Origin of the sequence: Microbacterium lushaniae (assembly GCF_008727775.1) — a bacterium.
Classification (GTDB): domain Bacteria; phylum Actinomycetota; class Actinomycetes; order Actinomycetales; family Microbacteriaceae; genus Microbacterium; species Microbacterium lushaniae.
The window spans coordinates 303,597-320,769 of the sequence record NZ_CP044232.1 but is presented as its reverse complement, the minus strand read 5'-3'; the positions used below and the strand labels follow the sequence as shown (position 1 = coordinate 320,769).

The window sequence follows — 17,173 nt, the reverse complement described above, 5'->3', positions numbered from 1 at the left end:
TGGGACCAGACCGACGCGTCAGCCGACGGTTCCGTGCTCCACGGCACGGGCCAACTGGGCGAGCGAGGAGATCATCGCCCCCACGTGCACGTCCTGGTCGATCCCCGCGGGAGCGTTCGTCGCCTCGATCGTGACGAGGGTCCCGGTCACCTCCGGCTGGAAAGTCCACGTCATCCGCATCGTGCCGGCGAACGAGGGGTCGCCGGAGGGGAAATCGACTTCTTCGACGAGCGTGCGGGGCGGATCGACGAGCACGCGCCGCACGACGCTGACGTCCGTGTCGAGCGTGGCCTTGCCGCCACCCTCGGGCGGATTCTCGTAGCGGAGAACCATCCGATACCCTCGTTCGGGGTCGAACTCCTCGAGCCTGCCGGTCATCCCCTCCGGTGGGATCCACGCCACGAACAGGTCGGGATCGGTGAAGGCCCGGAACACCCGCTCCGGGTCGGCGGTGATGTGTCGGGTGGCACGCTCGACTCGCATGGCGCCACGATACGCCCCGCGAGGCGAGGTCTCGTACGCCGGCATCGTCAGCGCGCGGGGAGCAGGATGTCGGCCACGCCGGAGGCCGGGACCTCGACCGGCGCTTCCGGCCCCCGGCCACGCACCACAGCCGTCACCGGGTTCCCCGTGATGTTGCGAAGCCGCACGCGCACCTGCCCCTCACCGGCAGGTCGCAGCTCCGCCAGCAGTCGCTCCGCGGGCTCGACGGTCACGGGCGGCGCGGGCCGCGCTGGCGGCGGCGCGAGGGTGTGGCGCGCGTGCAGCGGTTCCAGGAGGTCGCGACCGTATCTCCGCACATCGGCAGCGCTCACCGCATCCACGGGTCGGAATCGGTAGCGGAAGACCCGCGTGATCTCCTGCCGCGCCTGGAAGTTGGTGAAGTGCAGGTTGTTCATGAGCCAGCTGTTCACGTGTCCGCCGACGGCTTCCAAGCGGCGCGCCCACCGCCCCGTGTGGAAGTCGCCCACCTGCACGAGGGGGGCGTCCCGCGTTCCCCACAGCACGCCGCCGCCGTCGCCCCCGACGCCGACCGCGTGCTGGATGGAGTACCAGTCCTTGCTCGTGTCAGGCAGCTGCTCGCGTTCGGCGGCGAAGACGGCGCCCGCCGTCTCGAGGAGGAACTCCGGATTCGCCACCTGGAACGGAAACGCCACGAACACGCTCTCCGGCTCGAATCGCTCGGGTTTGCTCAGCCAGACGTCGAGCTCGAGGTCGGGGATGTCGTCGGCGATCGCGAGGGTCGTGACCACCCTCGGGATGCCCGGCGCCGAGCCCTCCCACGTGATCTGCGTCACGCCGGCGGCGCGCCGCACCCGTGGCGGCGCAGTGCCCGTGGCGACGTCGCGGGAGAACTCCGGTCCGGGATGGTCGGGGTGGAAGTGCTTGGGCGACTGGGTGAGCATCGGATGCTGCGACCCGGCCACGACCCGTTCGTCGACGAGCGCGCCCAGCGGCATGGCGGCCGCCGTGTCGACGAGCTCGCGGCCCGTGGCCACGTCCACGAGCGAGACGATGCCGCCGCGGCCGGGGTCCACCGCGACGCGGTATCGCCCAGCCTCGACCGGCCCGGTCACGGCCTCCTCCTCCCCCGGGCCCGGCACGGGGATCACCGCCACCCCGAACGGGCCCACCTCGGCGAGGGCGCGCACGCGGCGCACTCCCGCGACTTCGACGTCGACCAGCTCGCTGCGCGGCGCCTCGGTCGGGTTCACCACGACGAGCGCCCCCTCCCCCGCCGCATCCGCGGCTCCCTCGGCGACCTCAGCGCCCGATCCCGCGTACGCGTACCCGAACCACCCCTCGATCGCGAGGTCGCGTGCCTGGTCGAAGGCGTCGTAGGCGAACCCCGACTTGGCGTTGTGGTGGGAGTGACTGAACGTCGAATGAGGTTTGGAGTAGGTCTCCCAGCTTCCCCACGTGTGTTCGCCGTAGAGCAGCAGCTGCTCGAAGATGTGCTGCATCGCCTCGGCCACCTCCGCGGACGAGCGCAGGCGCACGGGTCCTCGGCGATACCCGAGCACGTCGAACAGCGGCACGTCCCCGGGCTCGGCGAGCGCAGCGAGCGCGAACGTGCTCTCCGCGGCGCGTGCGAACGTCCTCGCCTCCCGGTACACCGCGACTTCGCGTGCCGTGGACCCGTGGCCGTGCGACCACCAGTCGGCCCACTCGCCTCGCACGGTCGGGATGTCCCGGTCCGCGGCTTCGGCTTCGGCTTCGAGGCCGTCGAGTGCCTCGTCGATCGTCGCGGCGCGCATGGGCAGGTCGGGGTGACGCGCGTTCCACGTACGCACCACGTCGAGGAAGCGTGCGGTGGGCCAGCGGTTGTCGTTGCCCGCGTGCACGACCGCCGCGCTCCAGGGATAGTCCTCGCGCGCATCCAATCGCTCCACGAAGTCCTGGATGCGCCGTTCCGCGAGTGCGACGTCGCCGTCGACGATCCCCCACTCCTCGCCGAAACCGTAGTGCGTGGAGAGCCATACGAACACCCGCCGACCCGACGGGCCCTCCCACCAGAAGCCGCTCGGTTGAGTGAAGGGCGCCCGACCGTGGTCGGGATTGAGCGCCATCACCAGACGGCCGATCCCGGCGTCGCGCATCCGATCGACCAGGCCCCACGCGAGGCCGTTGACGTCGCCGTGCTGCTCGGTGCGCACCGGGATGCCGGCCTGCCGGATCTCCCCGAGCAGGTCGTAGGCGGCGTCGAACTCGAAGGTACTCGGCAGCTGAGTCATGTTGAGGTACCCGCCGGTGACCGAGATCGCGCCGGTCCGGGCCAGCTCCGACAGCTGCTCGCGCTGCCCCGCGGTGGCACGGCGAAGGAACGTCAGCACAGGTCGTGCGACCTCGAACGTCCACCGGAACGCGGCGGGCCCCTGCCCCGGGTGCTCCTCGGCGAGGTCGAGGACTCGTCCGACGATGTCGGCGTGCATGCGGTCGATCAGACGCGGACTGTTCGTGTACCCGACGTCGTGGTGGGTGTGACCGATGAGGAGGATCTCTCTGATCGGCATGGGTTCCTTCGTTCCGGTGCAGGGCACGCTGCTGACGGGGTAGGGGCGGGCCGACCGAAGTCGACCCGCCCCGCATCGAGAGGCCGCCCGGCGTCAGCCCGCGGTGACGTTCTCGTATGCCCGCATGGCCGCGGCCTGGGCGTCGGCGAGCGCCTCTTCGGGGGTCTTGTCGCCCAGGAGCGCCGCGGTGATGGCGTTGTTCAACTCGTTCTGGATCTCCTGCCCGGCGGGGGATGATCCGAACGACTCGCCGTACTCGACGACGTCGTAATACGTCGAGATGACCTGGTCGAAGCCGACGTTGCCGCTTTCCGCCACCCATCCCTCACGAACGGCCTCGTCGGCGGCGGGCGAACCCGTGAACAGGCCCGTGTTGATGCCGCCGTCCGCGGCACGGGTCGCCCCGCGCGCCTCCCCGGCTGCCATCCACGCGTCATCCGAGGTCAGATTGATCATCCACGCGCAGGCGGCCGCCGGGTTCTCCGCGCCGGCCGGGATCACGAACGCCGACCCCGAGGCCACCGAGAACGGTTCGCCGTCGGAGTCGCGGAACGGCACCGCCTCGATGTCGATCTGGTCGACGTACGGCGACAGCACGTTGGGGTACCACTGCGCGTTGACCTGCGCGCCCACCTGGTTGGCCACGAATTGGTTGTTCTCGCCGAACGTGTCGAAGGAGTCGGTGAAGCTCTTCACGGCTGCGTACCCGCCCTGTGCGTCGGAGATCTGCTGGAGCAGCTCGATGCCGGCGACATTGCTCGGGTCATCCAGCGTCGGGGCGCCCTCCTCGTCGATGAGCTGCCCGCCCATCCCGAGGATCCACAGACCCGACTGACCGGTCGTCTGGGGGTCGAACCCCAGTCGGGTCGGCACACCGCCGGAGGCCTGGTACATCTTCTCGATCGCGCCGATCAACGCATCCGGGTTGGACGTGTCGATCTCCTCGACGCTCACGCCGGCCTCGTCGAGCACCGTCTTGTTCACCATGATCGCCGGCGGCTGGTAGAACTGCGGCACGGCCCAGATCGCGTCCTCGTACGTCACGTCCTCCACGACGAAGGGGTACCACTGGTCGCGCGGTGAGACGTCGTGCGCCTCGAAGCATTCATCCAGCGGTATCACGAGGTCTTGCGCCGCGTACGTCGTCACGTAGCGCCGGTCCATCTGCACGACGTCGGGGACGTCGCCGCTGGCCAGCCGCGTGGTGAACTTCTGCGCGTCGAACGCGGTGGCGTCGAGGTCGATCTCCAGGTCGCTCAGCTGCTCCGCGGCGTGGTCCATCCGCGAGGTGCCGACATCGTCCGCGTTCTCGAAGCCCCACGCCGACAGCGTGCCGGTCGGCTCGGCGGTGAAGTCGACGTCCGCCGCCGCATCCCCGCCTCCTCCGCCGCCGCAGCCGGTGAGGACGACAGCGGATGCCGCGGCCACCGCCGCGATTCCTGTCATGCGCTTGCGCATCTCTTTCCCTTTCGGTCGGGGACTCCACCTCGTCGCGCCGTTCGGCGACGGTGGTGGTACCGCGTGTTCAGTTGGTGATGAGGGGAGGTCGCCGGATCGATGTGCGTGCCCGGGTCATCCTTTGCGCCCCTGCGTCGCGACGCCCTCGATGAAATAGCGCTGGCCGAACGCGAAGAGGATCAGCATCGGCAGCGTCACCACGAGCGAGGCGAGCATGACGTACTGGTAGTCGCCTTGACCACCCGCGGTGGGGCTGTACTTGGTCATCGCGTAGGCGATCCCCAGGGGCGCGGTGAACTCGTCCACCGAACCGGCGTTCAGGTAGATCAGCGCCGCCTGCAGGTTGTTCCAGCTCGCCTGGAACTCGAACAGGAACACGATGATGAAGGACGGGACCGACAGCGGCATCGCGATGCGCCAGAACAGGCCCCAGTAGCTGGCACCGTCCAGGCGCGCCGCCTCGAAGAGCTCCTTGGGCAGGCCGAGGAAGAACTGCCGTTGCAAGAAGATGTAGAACGCCGAGCCGAAGAGGTTCATGCCCCACAGCGGCACCCATGTCCCCAGCAGCCCGGTCTCCTTCCAGATGAGGTAGATCGGGATCATGGTCACCGCGCCCGGCAGCATCATGGTGGCCAGCACGAGACCGAAGAGGAGACTGCGGCCGGGGAAGCGGAAGTAGGCGAACCCGAATGCGACGATCGAGCTCGATACCGCGACCGCCGTCGCCGCCAGCAGCGCGATGGCGACGCTGTTGAACATCCAGCTCAGCAGCGGGAGCTGGTTCCACACCTCGACGTAGTTCTCGGGCAGGAAGGTCTTCGGGATCAGCCGATTGTCGAAGACCTCACCGCGGGGCTTGAAACTCGCCGCCAGCAGCCACACGAAGGGGTACATGAACAGCGCGGTGAAGCCGAGGAGGAGGATCCACAGCACGATCCTGCCGATGAGCGACTTCGGACCCCTGCGCGCCCTGCGGGTGGCGGTCGATGGCGCCGGCGGGACGATGGACGCCGCCGGCATCGTCGCCGGGGCGCCGGGCGTTTCCTGGGCGAGCGACATCAGCGGTCTCCCTCGTAGTAGACGAAGCGATTGCCGAACTTCACCTGGATGACCGTGATCACCATGATGATGACGAACAGCAGCCACGCCATCGCGGCGGCGAAGCCGAAGTTGAACTGACGGAAGGCCTGCTGGAACAGATAGATGGCATAGAAGAGGGACGCCTCCGGCGAGGAGTTGCTCTGATCTCGCCAGAACAGGATGTAGGCCTGATCGAACACCTGGAACGCCGCGATCGAGAGCACGATGACGTTGAAGAACATCGCGCCGGAGATCATCGGCAGCGTGATGGAGAAGAACTTGCGGATGGGTCCGGCCCCGTCGATCGATGCCACCTCGTACAGCTCCACCGGCACGTTCTTCAGCGCGGCGAGGAAGATGACCATCGTCCCGCTGACGGTCCACAGCGTCATGAGCACGATGCTGGGCTTCACCCAGGCCGGATCGACGAGCCACTGCGGGCCCTCGATGCCGATCGCGCGGAGGCCCTCGTTGATCGCTCCGGTGTTGCCGTTGAGGAGGAGGAAGAAGATCGCGCCCGTGGCGACGGCGGGGGTCATCTTCGGCAGGTAGTACACCGTGCGGAAGAAACCCGCGCCCTTGTTGGTCAGGTTCAGCAGCAGCGCCAGGGCGAGCGCGAAGATGATCTCCAGCGGCACGGCCATCACGGCGAAGAAGAGCGTGTTGGCCAGGGCCACACCCACGCGCGGATCCTCGAAGAGACCGGCGTAGTTGTCGAACCCGATCGGGCGGGCGGTGTTCGTGGCCAGGTTGTAAGTGCTGAAGGAGATGTAGAGGCTGTAGACCATCGCGCCGGCGGTGAACACGAGGAATCCGATGATCCAGGGCGAGATGAACAGGTAGCCCGCGAGGGCCTCGCGCTTGTTGTAGTGCTCCCTCTCCGCGCGAGGCTTGCGTCCGAAACGGCCCTTGCGCGGGCGGCTGTCTCGCGTGGTGATCGCTTCGGTGGAACCGGTGGCGGCGCTCATGTCCGGACCGCCGGGCGTAGGACGTGCCTGCGCATCGTGTACCTCCGCTGCTCTGCGTGCGTATGTGGCATCGTTACCACTTACGACATTTGGTGGACTTTACGTCCACGGGCACTTCTCCCGCAACGGGGTTCCCCGAGCAGTTGATCGTGTGCGTCATCCCGCCGGCGGCGGACAGCCCGGCGGGTCAGCGCCAGGCGGTCGCGGGATCGAGCACACGCGCACCGCGGCCGTGCAGAGCGAGCACCAACTCGGCCGCCGCCTCGAACTCCTCGGCGAGGTCCACCGCGTGCTCGAGGTCCGACCCGCAGACGAGGCTGCCGTGATTTGCCAGGAGCAGGGCATGCGCGGATGCGGCGGCCGCCGCCACCGCACGGGCCAGGTCGTCCGAGCCGGGGGCGGCGTATGCGATGAGCGCGACCCGACCGAGCATGCGGATGCGGTAGGGCGTGTAGGCCGGGAGGGGGTCGGACCCCGCGGCCACGGGAAGGCAGGACAGCGCCGTGGCCGCGCGGGAATGCAGGTGCACGATCGCCCCGGCATCCGGCCGCACACGGTACGCGCCCATATGCAGTGCCCACTCCTTGGTAGGGGCCGGTCCCGACAGGTGCGCTCCGTCGAGGGAGAGCACCGCGACATGCTCCGGACCCAGGCGCCGCAGCGCTGCACCCGTGGCGGTGATCAGGACACGATCGCCCTCCCGGACGCTCACGTTCCCCGACCGCCCGGGCGACAACCCCGCGGCCGCCAGCGCGTGGCAGGCGTCCACGAGTCGTTCCGCTGATCTCATCCTCGTTCCTCCCATGCGTCGTCGAAGAAGTCGGTGCCGCCGAAGTTGCCCGACTTGAGGCACAGGTCCAGCGCGCGGCCTGCCCGGTCGGTCGCGGTCGTCCACGCGACTCCCGGAGCGGCCACCCGGCGCACGCGCAGGACTGCCACGCCGAGGGCCGCCGCGACGGCGCCGGAGGTCTCGCCACCGGCGACGAGGACCCGCCGCACGCCCACCTCTCCGACCGCAGCGACCGCGATGCGGGCGAGGGCGTCCTCCACGAGCGCGGCGGTGCGGTCGCGACCCCAGCGCGCCTGCAGTCGTTCGACCTCCTCGGGTTCGGCCGTCGCGGTGATGAGCGGCGTGTCACCGGCGCGGCCGATGAAGGCCACCGCGGCGGCGACGACGGCAGCCGCATCCGACACGAGGGCGGGGACGTCGATCCGATGCGCGGGCCCCCGGTAGGCCGCCACCTGAGCTCGGGTGCGCTCCGAGCCGCTTCCGGAGAGGATCAGTCCGGCGCCCTCCGGCGGCGGTGCCCGGTCGGGTGTCTCCGTCGCGAGAGGTCGCGCGAGGGCGGTGGCGAATCCTGCCGCACCGGTCAGGAGGAGGTCGTCCAGGCCCGCGACGGCTGCCGCCGCGACATCCAGATCGTCGTCCTCCACCGCGTCGAACAGGACGTGCCGGACTCCCTGCGCCCGCAGTTCCGCGAGACGCCGGGCGACGGGCGCGGGTCCGGTGTGCAGGGTCTCGAGGGGGATCCCCGCCACCGGGCGGGGCGTCTGACGCGCGAGCACGCGGACGATGTCGGGATCGCGCATGGGCGTCAGCGGGTGGTGCGCGAGCGACGACTCCGACAACAGCCGATCACCGACGAACAGGTGACCGCGGTGCATCGTCCGCGCGGCAGCGGGGGTCGCCGGCGTGCCGGCGGATGCCGCGTCCTCACCCAGGACGTCCAGGAGCGCATCGGCGACCGGGCCGATGTTGCCCTCGTCGGTGGAATCGAACGTGGAGCAGTACTTCAGGTACAGCCGGCCCGCGCCCCACGCGCGCAGCACCCGGGCGGACTCGACGCTGTCGCGCACGGCCTCGGCGACGGGGGCGGTGCGCGACTTCAGCGCGACGATGACGACCCGGCCGCGGGGGCGTGCCTTCGCATCGGGCACGCCGAGACGCACCTCCGCCTCGACGCCCAGGCCGTGCACCCCGGCGGCGACATCGCAGGCACCGGTGAGGTCGTCGGCGATGACGCCGAGCTCCACGCTCATCCGGCCAGTTTCACGTCGATGCCGGCCGCCTCCAGCCGCGCGAGGAGGCCGGCGTCGGCGCGGCGATCGGTGATCAGCACGTCGATGAGGTGCAGGCCCGCGATCCGCACCGGAGCGACCCGGCCGAGCTTGCCGGCGTCGGCGAGCAGGATGACGCGGGTGGATTGCGCGGCGAGCACGCGTTTGATGGCGGCATCCAGCACGTTCGTGCCCCACAGGCCCTCGTCGTCGAGTGCGGTCGCCGACAGGAGCGCGACGTCGCAGCGGATGCTGCGCAGCGTCTCCTCGGCGAGGGGCCCCGCGAATGACCGCGTATCGGGCTGGTAATGCCCGCCCGCGGCGACCAGGCCGGGCGATCCGATGCGGGTGATCGCCTCGATCACGGGAAGCGAATGCGTGACGATGGTCCGGTCGCGCAGCAGCGGGGCGACGGCCTGCGTGGTGGTGCCGGCGTCGATGGCCACCGTGGCGGCGCCGGCGACCTCCCGCGCTGCCCGTTCGGCGATCGCACGTTTCTCAGCCGCGCCGACGGCGTCGCGCCGCTCGAAGGACGACCCGCCGGGCGCCGTCGCCCCGCCCGCCACCCGGCGAACCACGCCCTGCTCCTCGAGGGTCCGGAAGTCGCGCCGCACGGTCATCTCGGAGACACCGAGGCGCTCTGCGGCATCGGCGGAGGAGAGATAGCCGTCAGCGGCGACCGCGCGCTGCAGGTGCGCGCGGCGCTCAGGCGCTTCGGTGTAGCGCATCGCGGCTCCTTCCCTCGGATGTTGATTATCGGACATGCTTGCCAAATCTGTCCGATTCGTCACACACTGGCGCCGTGACACTCGCGGTCGGACTGGACGTGGGCAGCTCGACGGTGAAGGCATCGCTGGTCGAGCTGACCGATGCCGTCTCGGTGCTGCACGTCGCGCGCGCGGCGACGGCAGCGACGGTCGATGAGCTCCTGAGCACGGTCGCCGCGGTGACGCGGGAGTGTGCCGAGTCGGCACGCGGCCCCGTCGCCGCCGTCGGGATCGCCTCGATGGCCGAGAGCGGGGCTCCGCTGGATGCACGCGGCCGGCCCCTCACGCCGCTGCTGCGCTGGGATCGGTCGATGCAGTCCCGGCATCTGCAGAGCATGCGGGCGAAGCATCCCGACCTCGCCGCGGTCACCGGCGTGCCGGCCACCGGAAAGCCCGCCGTCGTGGCCCTCACAGCGTTGCGCGCCGACAGCCCCGACGTGTTCACCGCCACCCGCTACTGGGGCGGCGTCGCCGACCTCGTCGCTCATGCCCTCACCGACGTGCGCGCGACCGATCACACCCTCGCCGCCCGCACGATGATGGCGGGCGCGAACGGAGAGGCGTGGGATGCCGCGGTCCTGTCGGCACTCGGCATCTCGGAGCAGGAGCTGCCCGAGATCCGCGCTCCCGGCGCCCCTGTCGCGACGACGTCGGCGCACGCCCGCCGGTTCGGTCTGGGGCGCGGCATCCCCGTGTATGTCGCGGGGCACGACCACGTCGTGGGTGCGTGGGGGGCCGGCGTGCGTGCGCCCGGCGCGGTGGCCGACTCCCTCGGCACCGCCGAAGCGATCGTCCGCGTGGCCACGGACGCCTCGACCTCGCGTGCCGTGGCCTGCGGTTTCGCGGTGGGGCGCACGGTCGACGGTGCCGGCACCACGATCCTCGGGGGCAGCCCTGCGTGCGGGGCGATGCTGGCGTGGTGGGAGGCGCAGCACCCCGGCGACGACACGCTCGCAGCGCTCGGGGGCCTGGGTCCCGACGCGTGGCAGACCACGCGGCTCACCGTGCTCCCTTACCCATCCGGGCGGCAGTGCCCCCGCCCCGACCCCGACGCGCGCGTTCGGGTTCTGGGGGTCGCGGCCGACGCGACCGATCGCGCCAGGGCTGTGCTGCAGTCGCTCGTCTCCCACGCGCGGTGGATGCGCGAGACCGCGGACGATCTGGCCGGGAGTCCCGCCGCCGATGTCACCGTGCTCGGTTCGCTGGCCGCCCGCGTCCCGGCCTGGGCGCCGCTGGTCGCGGCGGCGGGCGTGCCCACGCACCTCTGCATGCTCGAGGAGCCGGTCGCCGCCGCCGCGGCGCTGCTGGCCGCTGTGCGCGCAGGCGCGGCATCCGGTGCCCTGACCCTCCCCCGCCGCCCGGTGGCCGCCGCCGGCGCGCCGGGCATGCGCGACGCCTACCGGCGGTTTCTCACCGCCGTCGCTGACGAAGGAGAATCATGACCGTCACGCTCAACGCGATCGCGCGGCCCTCGGGGGCCTTCGCGATGGTCGCGATGGACCAGCGCGAAAGCCTGCGGCACATGTTCGACACCGCCGGTCGCGGCCGCCCCGCCGACGATGTGCTGATCGACTTCAAGGTCGCCGTCGCCGAAACGCTCGGCCCGTACGCCTCGGGGTTCCTCGCCGACGCGCAGTACGGGTTCGACGCGGTCCGCGCCGCCCTCCCCTCATCGACGGGCCTGATCCTCGCCGTCGACGCGCTCGACCAGGCCGACGGCGGACCGGTCGAGGACACCGGGCTGGACGAGGGGGTGGTCGCACGCATTCCGGACGGGGTCTCGGCGCTCAAGCTCCTCGTGATCTGGCGTCGCGACGGGCGTCGTGAGGCCCGCGTGGCACTCGCGGAACGCTTCATCCGGGTGGCGCGCGAACACGGCGTGCTCTCGGTGCTCGAGCCGGTCGTGCGCGCCGCACCCGGCGAAGAGGGCTTCGATCCGGATGCCGCGATCCGGGAGGCCGCGCGCGAGCTGTCGGCGCTGCGGCCGGATCTGTACAAGGCGCAGGTCCCCCTCGCCGGGTCCGGCGACGAGGCTCGGCAGCGCTCGGCCAGCGCTGCCCTCCACGACTGCATGAACGGGCCGTGGGTCGTCCTCTCGCAGGGGGTGGAGCGCGATCGCTTCGCCGACGCCGTGCGGGCGGCGTGCCTGGAGGGCGCGAGCGGCTTCCTCGCCGGCCGGGCGCTGTGGAGCGACGTCGTCGGCAGCCACGACGCGCGGACCGAACTGCGCACGCGATCGGTCGAGCGGCTGCGGCGACTGTCCGACGTGGTCGACGAGACGGCTCGCCCCTGGAGCGCCGCATGAGCGCGCGAGTGGGAGTCCTGCACACCGTCCCGGGGCTCGTGCCCGTCTTCCACGCTCTGCTCACCGCCCACGGCGACGACCTCGACATCGTCCATGTCGCCGACCCGTCACTCCTCGCGCGGGCCGTCGAGGCCGGCAGCGTCACCGCCGACGTGACCGACGATCTGCGCCGGCACCTCGCTGCCCTGCGCGAAGCCGGCGCATCGTCGGTGCTGGTGACGTGCTCTTCGATCGGCGAGGCCGCCGCGGCCGCCGCTTCGACCGTCGGGCTGCCCCTCGTGCGCGTGGACGCCGCGATGGCCGCCGAGGCCGTGGCCCGCGCGTCCGCCGGCCGCGGCCGCATCCTGGTGCTCGCGACGGTGCAGGCGACCCTCGGACCCACGAAGCGGCTCGTCGAGGCCGCCGCCGGCCGCGGGCGCATCGACATCACCGCCGCGGTCGTCGCGGGCGCCGCCGACGCGCGCAGTGCCGGCGACCAGGAGCGGCACGACCGCCTGATCGCGGATGCCGTCGCTGCCGGCGACGCCGATGCCATCGTGCTCGCCCAGGCCTCGATGGCCACCGGCGCAGGAGACGACCCTCGCGTACTCACCTCTCCGGAGTCGGGGGCCGCGGCCTTCGCCGCGTCACTGGCCGGCCGCTCGGCGTAGGCGGCGGTCGCCATTCAGGACCGGCTGAGAACCGGTGATCTGCGCACTCTCACCGCGGGGCACCTGCCGTCTGGGAACGTTGTCACATAGGATGTCGCGCATGACCTCCGCCCCTGCGCTGGGAGAGGGCGCCACGCGCGCGACCGTCACCGCCGACGCCTTCACCCTCTCCTGGCGAATCGGAACGCGCGGTCTCACCCAGTCGCCGTACCTCGCACTGCGCGACGCCGACGGCGCCCGGTGGATGCGGCTGTGCGTGCTCTCCAGCGTCCACACCGCCCAGGCCCGCGACGAAACGACGCGGATCCACGAACCCGAGGTGTCGGTCGAGGACGACGCGATCGTGGTGAGGATCCGCACCGAGTCCGCCGCCTGGACCGACCGTGTCCTCGTGATCCGGTGCACCGCGGCGCAGCTGGAGATCACGCTCGAGTGCACGGGTACCGGCTCGCTCACCGACGTCACCATCCTGGGCGGAGACGGCGCGCTGCCCAGCGGCGCCTCCGGCACATTCCGCTCGGGGATCCATGCGCAGTCGATGTACGTGCCGGCCCCCACCGAACCCATCGCCTTCGTGCGGCCGGCGTGGGCGGGAGCGTCGCTGGGAGTCGTCGGCGACGCCACCCCCGGGCGGCTGCACGGCATCTTCTCGCCGCCGCCGCTCGCCCTGGCATTCGGGCGTGCGGCCACCGCCGACCCGTTCTCGCCGCCCGCCGGCCCGTGGCTGGCGACGTGGCTGCGGGCGCCGGTCGCCGAGCTCGGCTTCACGGCCATGCGCTTCGATCCCCTCGACGGTGCGGGGCTCCTGCGCCTCGGCTACGAGGGCCACACGCACGTCGACGGCTCCTGGCGCTCGCCCACCGTCGTCATCCGCCCCGTCGAGTCGCCCGTGACCGCCCTGCGCGCCTACCGCGACGACGCCGTGCGCACAGGCACGGCACCCGACGCCGCGCCCGAGCTGCACCGGTGGTGGCTGGAGCCGCTGTTCTGCGGCTGGGGCGCCCAGGTCGCGCGCGCCGGCAGAGCGGCGCCGAGCCTGTGCCGACAGGACGTCTACGACGAGTTCCTCGACCTCCTCGCCGCGGCGGAGCTGAACCCCGGCACCGTCGTGATCGACGACCGCTGGCAGGCCGAGTACGGCACCGCCGAACCGGACGCGGAGGCGTGGCCCGACCTTCGCGGCTGGATCGCACGTCGCCACGGCGAGGGGCGACGCGTTCTGCTGTGGTGGAAGGCGTGGGATCCCGGAGGCCTTCCCATCGAGGAGTGCATCACGGATGCCGCGGGCCGGCCCATCGCCGCCGACCCGGGCAATCCCGCCTACCTCGCACGCCTGGACGCGATCGTCGAGCGGCTCCTCTCCGCCGACGGGCTGGACGCCGACGGCCTCAAGGTGGACTTCACCCAGCGCACCCCCAGCGGCGCGACCCTCCGCTCGACGCCCGACGGCGACGGGGTGTGGGGGATCGCGGCAGTGCACCGGCTCGTCGAGCGGCTTCACGACGCGGCGAAGCGGATCAAGCCCGACGCCCTCGTGATCACCCACACGGTCCACCCGGCGTTCGGCGACGCCACCGACATGATCCGCACGAACGATGTGCTCAAGCGCGGCCTGACCGGCGAGCGCGTATCCGTCGCCGCTCAGCTGCGCGCCCGCCACCAGGTGGTGCAGGCGGTGCTCCCGCACCATCCGATCGACACCGATCAGTGGCCGATGCCCAGCCGCGACGAATGGCTCGACTACGCGCGCGCCCAGAGCGGGCTGGGCGTTCCGGCGCTCTACTACATCGATCGGGTGCGAGCCCAGCCGATCGAACCCGACCATCTCGCATTCATCGGGCGCACGTGGGACGAGCATCGAGAGACCCTGACATGACGGTCACCCCGATCGCCCGCGGGGTCTGGCGCATCGGCGACACGTGCAACGTCTACCTGCTCGCCGACCCCGACGCGCCCGAGGGCGAGCGCGACGGCATCGCCATCGACTTCGGGTCGGGCCGGGTGCTCGACCACCTCGATGATCTCGGCATCCGCCGCATCACCGATGTCCTGATGACCCACCACCACCGCGATCAGGGCCAGGGGCTGCCGCGGGCGGTGGGCCACGGTGCCCGTATCCACGTGCCGCCCGTCGAGCGCGACCTCTTCGATCGCGTGGAGGAGATGTGGGCGGGGCGCCCGCTCGACAACGACTACAACCTCCGCCAGGACCGGTTCTCGCTCCTGGCGTCCGTGCCGGTGCATGCGACAGTTCCGGAGTACCGCACGCTCGAGCTCGCCGGGACGCACCTGTTCGTCCTGCCCACCCCTGGGCATACCCCCGGTTCGGTGACGTACCTGCTCGATCGCGACGGCGAGCGGCTGGCCTTCACGGGCGACCTCCTGTACGCGCCGGGGAAGGTGTGGTCGCTCGCGGCCACACAGTGGTCGTACACGCAGAACGAGGGCCCCGCGATGACGGTGATCAGTGCGCTCCTGCTGCACCGCCACCACCTGTCGGCGATCGCACCCGCGCACGGCGATGTGATGCGAGATCCCGACCGCGCGCTCGAACTGCTCGCCCAGGCGATGCAGGAGTACGTCGACTCCCGGCGGTCCTATCCGACGGATCTGCGGGCGCGGCTCGAAGACCCGTACATCGCCCTCACGCCGCACCTCCTGCTCAATCGCACGTCCAACTCGTGCTCGTACGTCGTGCTCTCGGCGACGCGCGAGGCGCTCATCGTCGACTACGGGTACGACATGTCGCCGGGGATCGCGGCCGGTCAGGACCGCGCCGCGCGCCGGCCCTGGCTGGCCTCGCTCCCGGCGCTGCGCGAGCTCTACGGGGTCACCCGCATCACCGTCGCAGTGCCGACCCACTACCACGACGATCACATCGCCGGCATGCCGCTGCTGCGCGACGTGGAGGGCACCGAGCTGTGGATCCCGGAGAACATCGCACCCACGATGGCCGATCCCTGGCTCGAGGATCTGCCGTGCCAGTGGTACGACCCGATCGTGGCGGATCGCGTGCTGCCGCTGGGTGAGCCGTTCACGTGGAACGAGTACACCTTCACCGCGCACGAACAGCCCGGTCATACCCTCTACGCGGTGGCCTACGCCGTCGAGGTCGACGGCGTCCAAGTGGTCTTCACCGGCGATCAGCAGGAAGGCCTCGGCGGCCGCGACGGTCGCCGAGACCTCATGAACTACCAGTACCGCAACCTCTTCCGGCTCGGCGACTACTCGCGCAGCGCCGAGCTGTACCGCACCATCGCGCCTGGACTGATGGCGTCGGGGCACTGGGAGCCGCGGTGGACCGACGACGCCTATCTGGAGTACCTCGCCGAATCGGGCCGGCTCGTCGACGACATCCACCGGCGTCTGCTGCCCCTGGACGAGCTCTCCATCGCGCCCGACGGGCAGGCCGCCCGGCTCCAGCCCTACCGCGCGCGCGCCGAGGTCGGCGAGCCGATCCACTACACGGTGCGGGTGCGCAACCCTCTGCGCGAGCGGGCGGTCGCGCGGATGACACCTGTGCTCCCGATAGGCTGGCACTCGTCCGAATCCGAGCTGAGGGTCGATCTCGCACCGAACGAGGAGTCCTGCGTGCAGTTGACCGTGGTGCCGTCGTCTGCGGGGCGCAGGCAGCGCATCGCCATCGACGTCGCCATCGCCGACCTCCTGCTCGGCCAGCACGCGGAGGCGCTCGTCGACGTCGCGGACGCCCGGTCATGACGACCGCCCGCGAGAGCGTCACCCGCGCCACGATCCGCGAGGTCGCCGAGGCCGCGGGGGTGTCGCGATCCACCGCCTCGCGCGCGATGTCGGGCAACGGCTACGTCCGCCGCGACGTGCGCGAACGCGTCCGCGCCGCCGCGAAGGAGATCGGCTACGTCGTGGATGCGACCGCTCGCGGGCTCAAGCAGGGCACGAGCCGGGCGGTGGGCGTGCTCGTATCCGACCTGCGCAACGTCTTCTACGCCGAGCTGGCCTCCGGCATCGGGCGCGAGGCCAGCGCCCATGGCCGCACGCTCGTGCTGGTCGATCTGCACCGGGCCGCCGAGGACGAACTCGCCGCCGCCGAGGCGCTCGTCGCCTCGCGCGTGTCCGGCGTCATCGCGACGCCCGTCTCGGCCGAGCTGAGCGCCTTCCTGAGCCGAGTGGGCGTTCCCCTCATCGAGGTCGACCGCCGATTCGACAGCGAGGCGACCGACGCCGTCGTGGTCGACAACCGTGCGGCAGCGCGAGAGTCGACCTCCCGACTGATCACCGCCGGCCACCGCCGCATCGCCCTGCTCATCGACGAGACGGAGTGGACCACGGGCGAGGAGCGCCTGCGCGGGTACCGCGACGCGCTCACTGCCCACCGCATCCCGGTCGACGAGTCGCTCGTCGTCCCCGCCGGGTGGGACACCGCCGAGGCGACCCAGACGGCGCGGGAGCTGCTCTCGCGCGAAGACCGGCCCACCGCCGTCTTCGCCGCGAACAACGTCCTCACCGAGGGCGCGTGGCGCGCCGCTGCTGCCCTGGGACTGCGGGTCCCCGACCAGCTCAGCATCGTCGGCTTCGACGATGCCCCCTGGATGACGATCGTCGAGCCGGGTGTCTCCACGAGCGTGCAGGACGTGGGGTCGCTCGGATCCGCCGCCATGCGCGCCCTGCTCGAGCGCATCGAGTCACCGGCCGCACCCGTGCGGACCATCGTGATGCCCACGACGTTCATCGACCGCGGGTCGATCGCCGCTCCCCCCTCCTAGCCCGCCCCGCCTCTCGCCTCTCGCCTCTCGCCTCTCGCCTCTCGCGAACGTCGGAGGATCGCACCCACGTCGGGCGATGCGCGCCGCATCCTCCGACCTTCGTGCGATCCTCCGACGCCCGCGCGGCGGGG

At 71.4% G+C, this 17,173-nt stretch carries 14 protein-coding genes; 6 read left to right on the top strand and 8 right to left on the bottom strand.

Annotated features, from left to right (window positions below):
* Positions 1-18: 18 nt before the first annotated feature.
* The 8 genes from F6J85_RS01470 to F6J85_RS01435 all read right to left on the bottom strand — a co-directional run bounded on the left by F6J85_RS01470 (position 19) and on the right by F6J85_RS01435 (position 9,306).
* Entirely contained in the window at positions 19-483 is a 465-nt protein-coding gene (locus F6J85_RS01470; protein ID WP_150923543.1) for an SRPBCC domain-containing protein, read from the bottom strand.
* A gap of 47 nt (positions 484-530) precedes the next feature.
* The gene (locus F6J85_RS01465; RefSeq protein ID WP_150923542.1) at positions 531-3,014 is read right to left on the bottom strand and encodes a glycoside hydrolase family 38 N-terminal domain-containing protein; all 2,484 of its coding nucleotides are present in this window, start codon (positions 3,012-3,014) and stop codon (positions 531-533) included.
* A 93-nt stretch (positions 3,015-3,107) separates the two neighbouring features.
* Positions 3,108-4,460, bottom strand: coding sequence for an ABC transporter substrate-binding protein (locus tag F6J85_RS01460; RefSeq protein ID WP_238707022.1), 1,353 nt, complete (start codon positions 4,458-4,460; stop codon positions 3,108-3,110).
* A 126-nt stretch (positions 4,461-4,586) separates the two neighbouring features.
* The gene (locus F6J85_RS01455; RefSeq protein ID WP_150923540.1) at positions 4,587-5,531 is read right to left on the bottom strand and encodes a carbohydrate ABC transporter permease; all 945 of its coding nucleotides are present in this window, start codon (positions 5,529-5,531) and stop codon (positions 4,587-4,589) included.
* Positions 5,531-6,520 (bottom strand): carbohydrate ABC transporter permease, encoded by a 990-nt coding sequence (locus F6J85_RS01450; RefSeq protein WP_150923539.1) that lies wholly within the window; start codon positions 6,518-6,520, stop codon positions 5,531-5,533. Before F6J85_RS01450 ends, F6J85_RS01455 begins: the two co-directional genes overlap by 1 nt.
* A 187-nt stretch (positions 6,521-6,707) precedes the next feature.
* Positions 6,708-7,310, bottom strand: coding sequence for a class II aldolase/adducin family protein (locus F6J85_RS01445; protein WP_150923538.1), 603 nt, complete (start codon positions 7,308-7,310; stop codon positions 6,708-6,710).
* Positions 7,307-8,560 (bottom strand): 3-oxo-tetronate kinase, encoded by a 1,254-nt coding sequence (gene otnK, locus F6J85_RS01440; RefSeq protein WP_150923537.1) that lies wholly within the window; start codon positions 8,558-8,560, stop codon positions 7,307-7,309. Before otnK ends, F6J85_RS01445 begins: the two co-directional genes overlap by 4 nt.
* A complete protein-coding gene (locus F6J85_RS01435; protein WP_191906706.1) occupies positions 8,557-9,306 on the bottom strand; it encodes a DeoR/GlpR family DNA-binding transcription regulator in 750 nt (249 codons plus the stop codon). The genes otnK and F6J85_RS01435 overlap by 4 nt, the downstream gene beginning before the upstream one ends.
* Positions 9,307-9,380: 74 nt before the next feature.
* Between F6J85_RS01435 and F6J85_RS01430 the strand changes: the two genes are divergently transcribed.
* The 6 genes from F6J85_RS01430 to F6J85_RS01405 all read left to right on the top strand — a co-directional run bounded on the left by F6J85_RS01430 (position 9,381) and on the right by F6J85_RS01405 (position 17,042).
* Entirely contained in the window at positions 9,381-10,787 is a 1,407-nt protein-coding gene (locus F6J85_RS01430) for an FGGY family carbohydrate kinase (RefSeq protein WP_150923535.1), read from the top strand.
* A complete protein-coding gene (locus F6J85_RS01425; RefSeq protein WP_150923534.1) occupies positions 10,784-11,650 on the top strand; it encodes a hypothetical protein in 867 nt (288 codons plus the stop codon). Before F6J85_RS01430 ends, F6J85_RS01425 begins: the two co-directional genes overlap by 4 nt.
* Positions 11,647-12,300 (top strand): aspartate/glutamate racemase family protein, encoded by a 654-nt coding sequence (locus F6J85_RS01420; protein WP_150923533.1) that lies wholly within the window; start codon positions 11,647-11,649, stop codon positions 12,298-12,300. The genes F6J85_RS01425 and F6J85_RS01420 overlap by 4 nt, the downstream gene beginning before the upstream one ends.
* Positions 12,301-12,400: 100 nt before the next feature.
* Positions 12,401-14,176 carry an alpha-galactosidase gene (locus tag F6J85_RS01415; protein WP_150923532.1) on the top strand — a complete coding sequence of 592 codons (1,776 nt, stop codon included), beginning with the start codon at positions 12,401-12,403 and terminating at the stop codon, positions 14,174-14,176.
* Entirely contained in the window at positions 14,173-16,020 is a 1,848-nt protein-coding gene (locus F6J85_RS01410; RefSeq protein WP_150923531.1) for an MBL fold metallo-hydrolase, read from the top strand. Before F6J85_RS01415 ends, F6J85_RS01410 begins: the two co-directional genes overlap by 4 nt.
* On the top strand, positions 16,017-17,042 hold the full coding sequence (locus tag F6J85_RS01405; protein WP_150923530.1) for a LacI family DNA-binding transcriptional regulator: 1,026 nt from the start codon (positions 16,017-16,019) through the stop codon (positions 17,040-17,042). The genes F6J85_RS01410 and F6J85_RS01405 overlap by 4 nt, the downstream gene beginning before the upstream one ends.
* Positions 17,043-17,173: the final 131 nt, after the last annotated feature.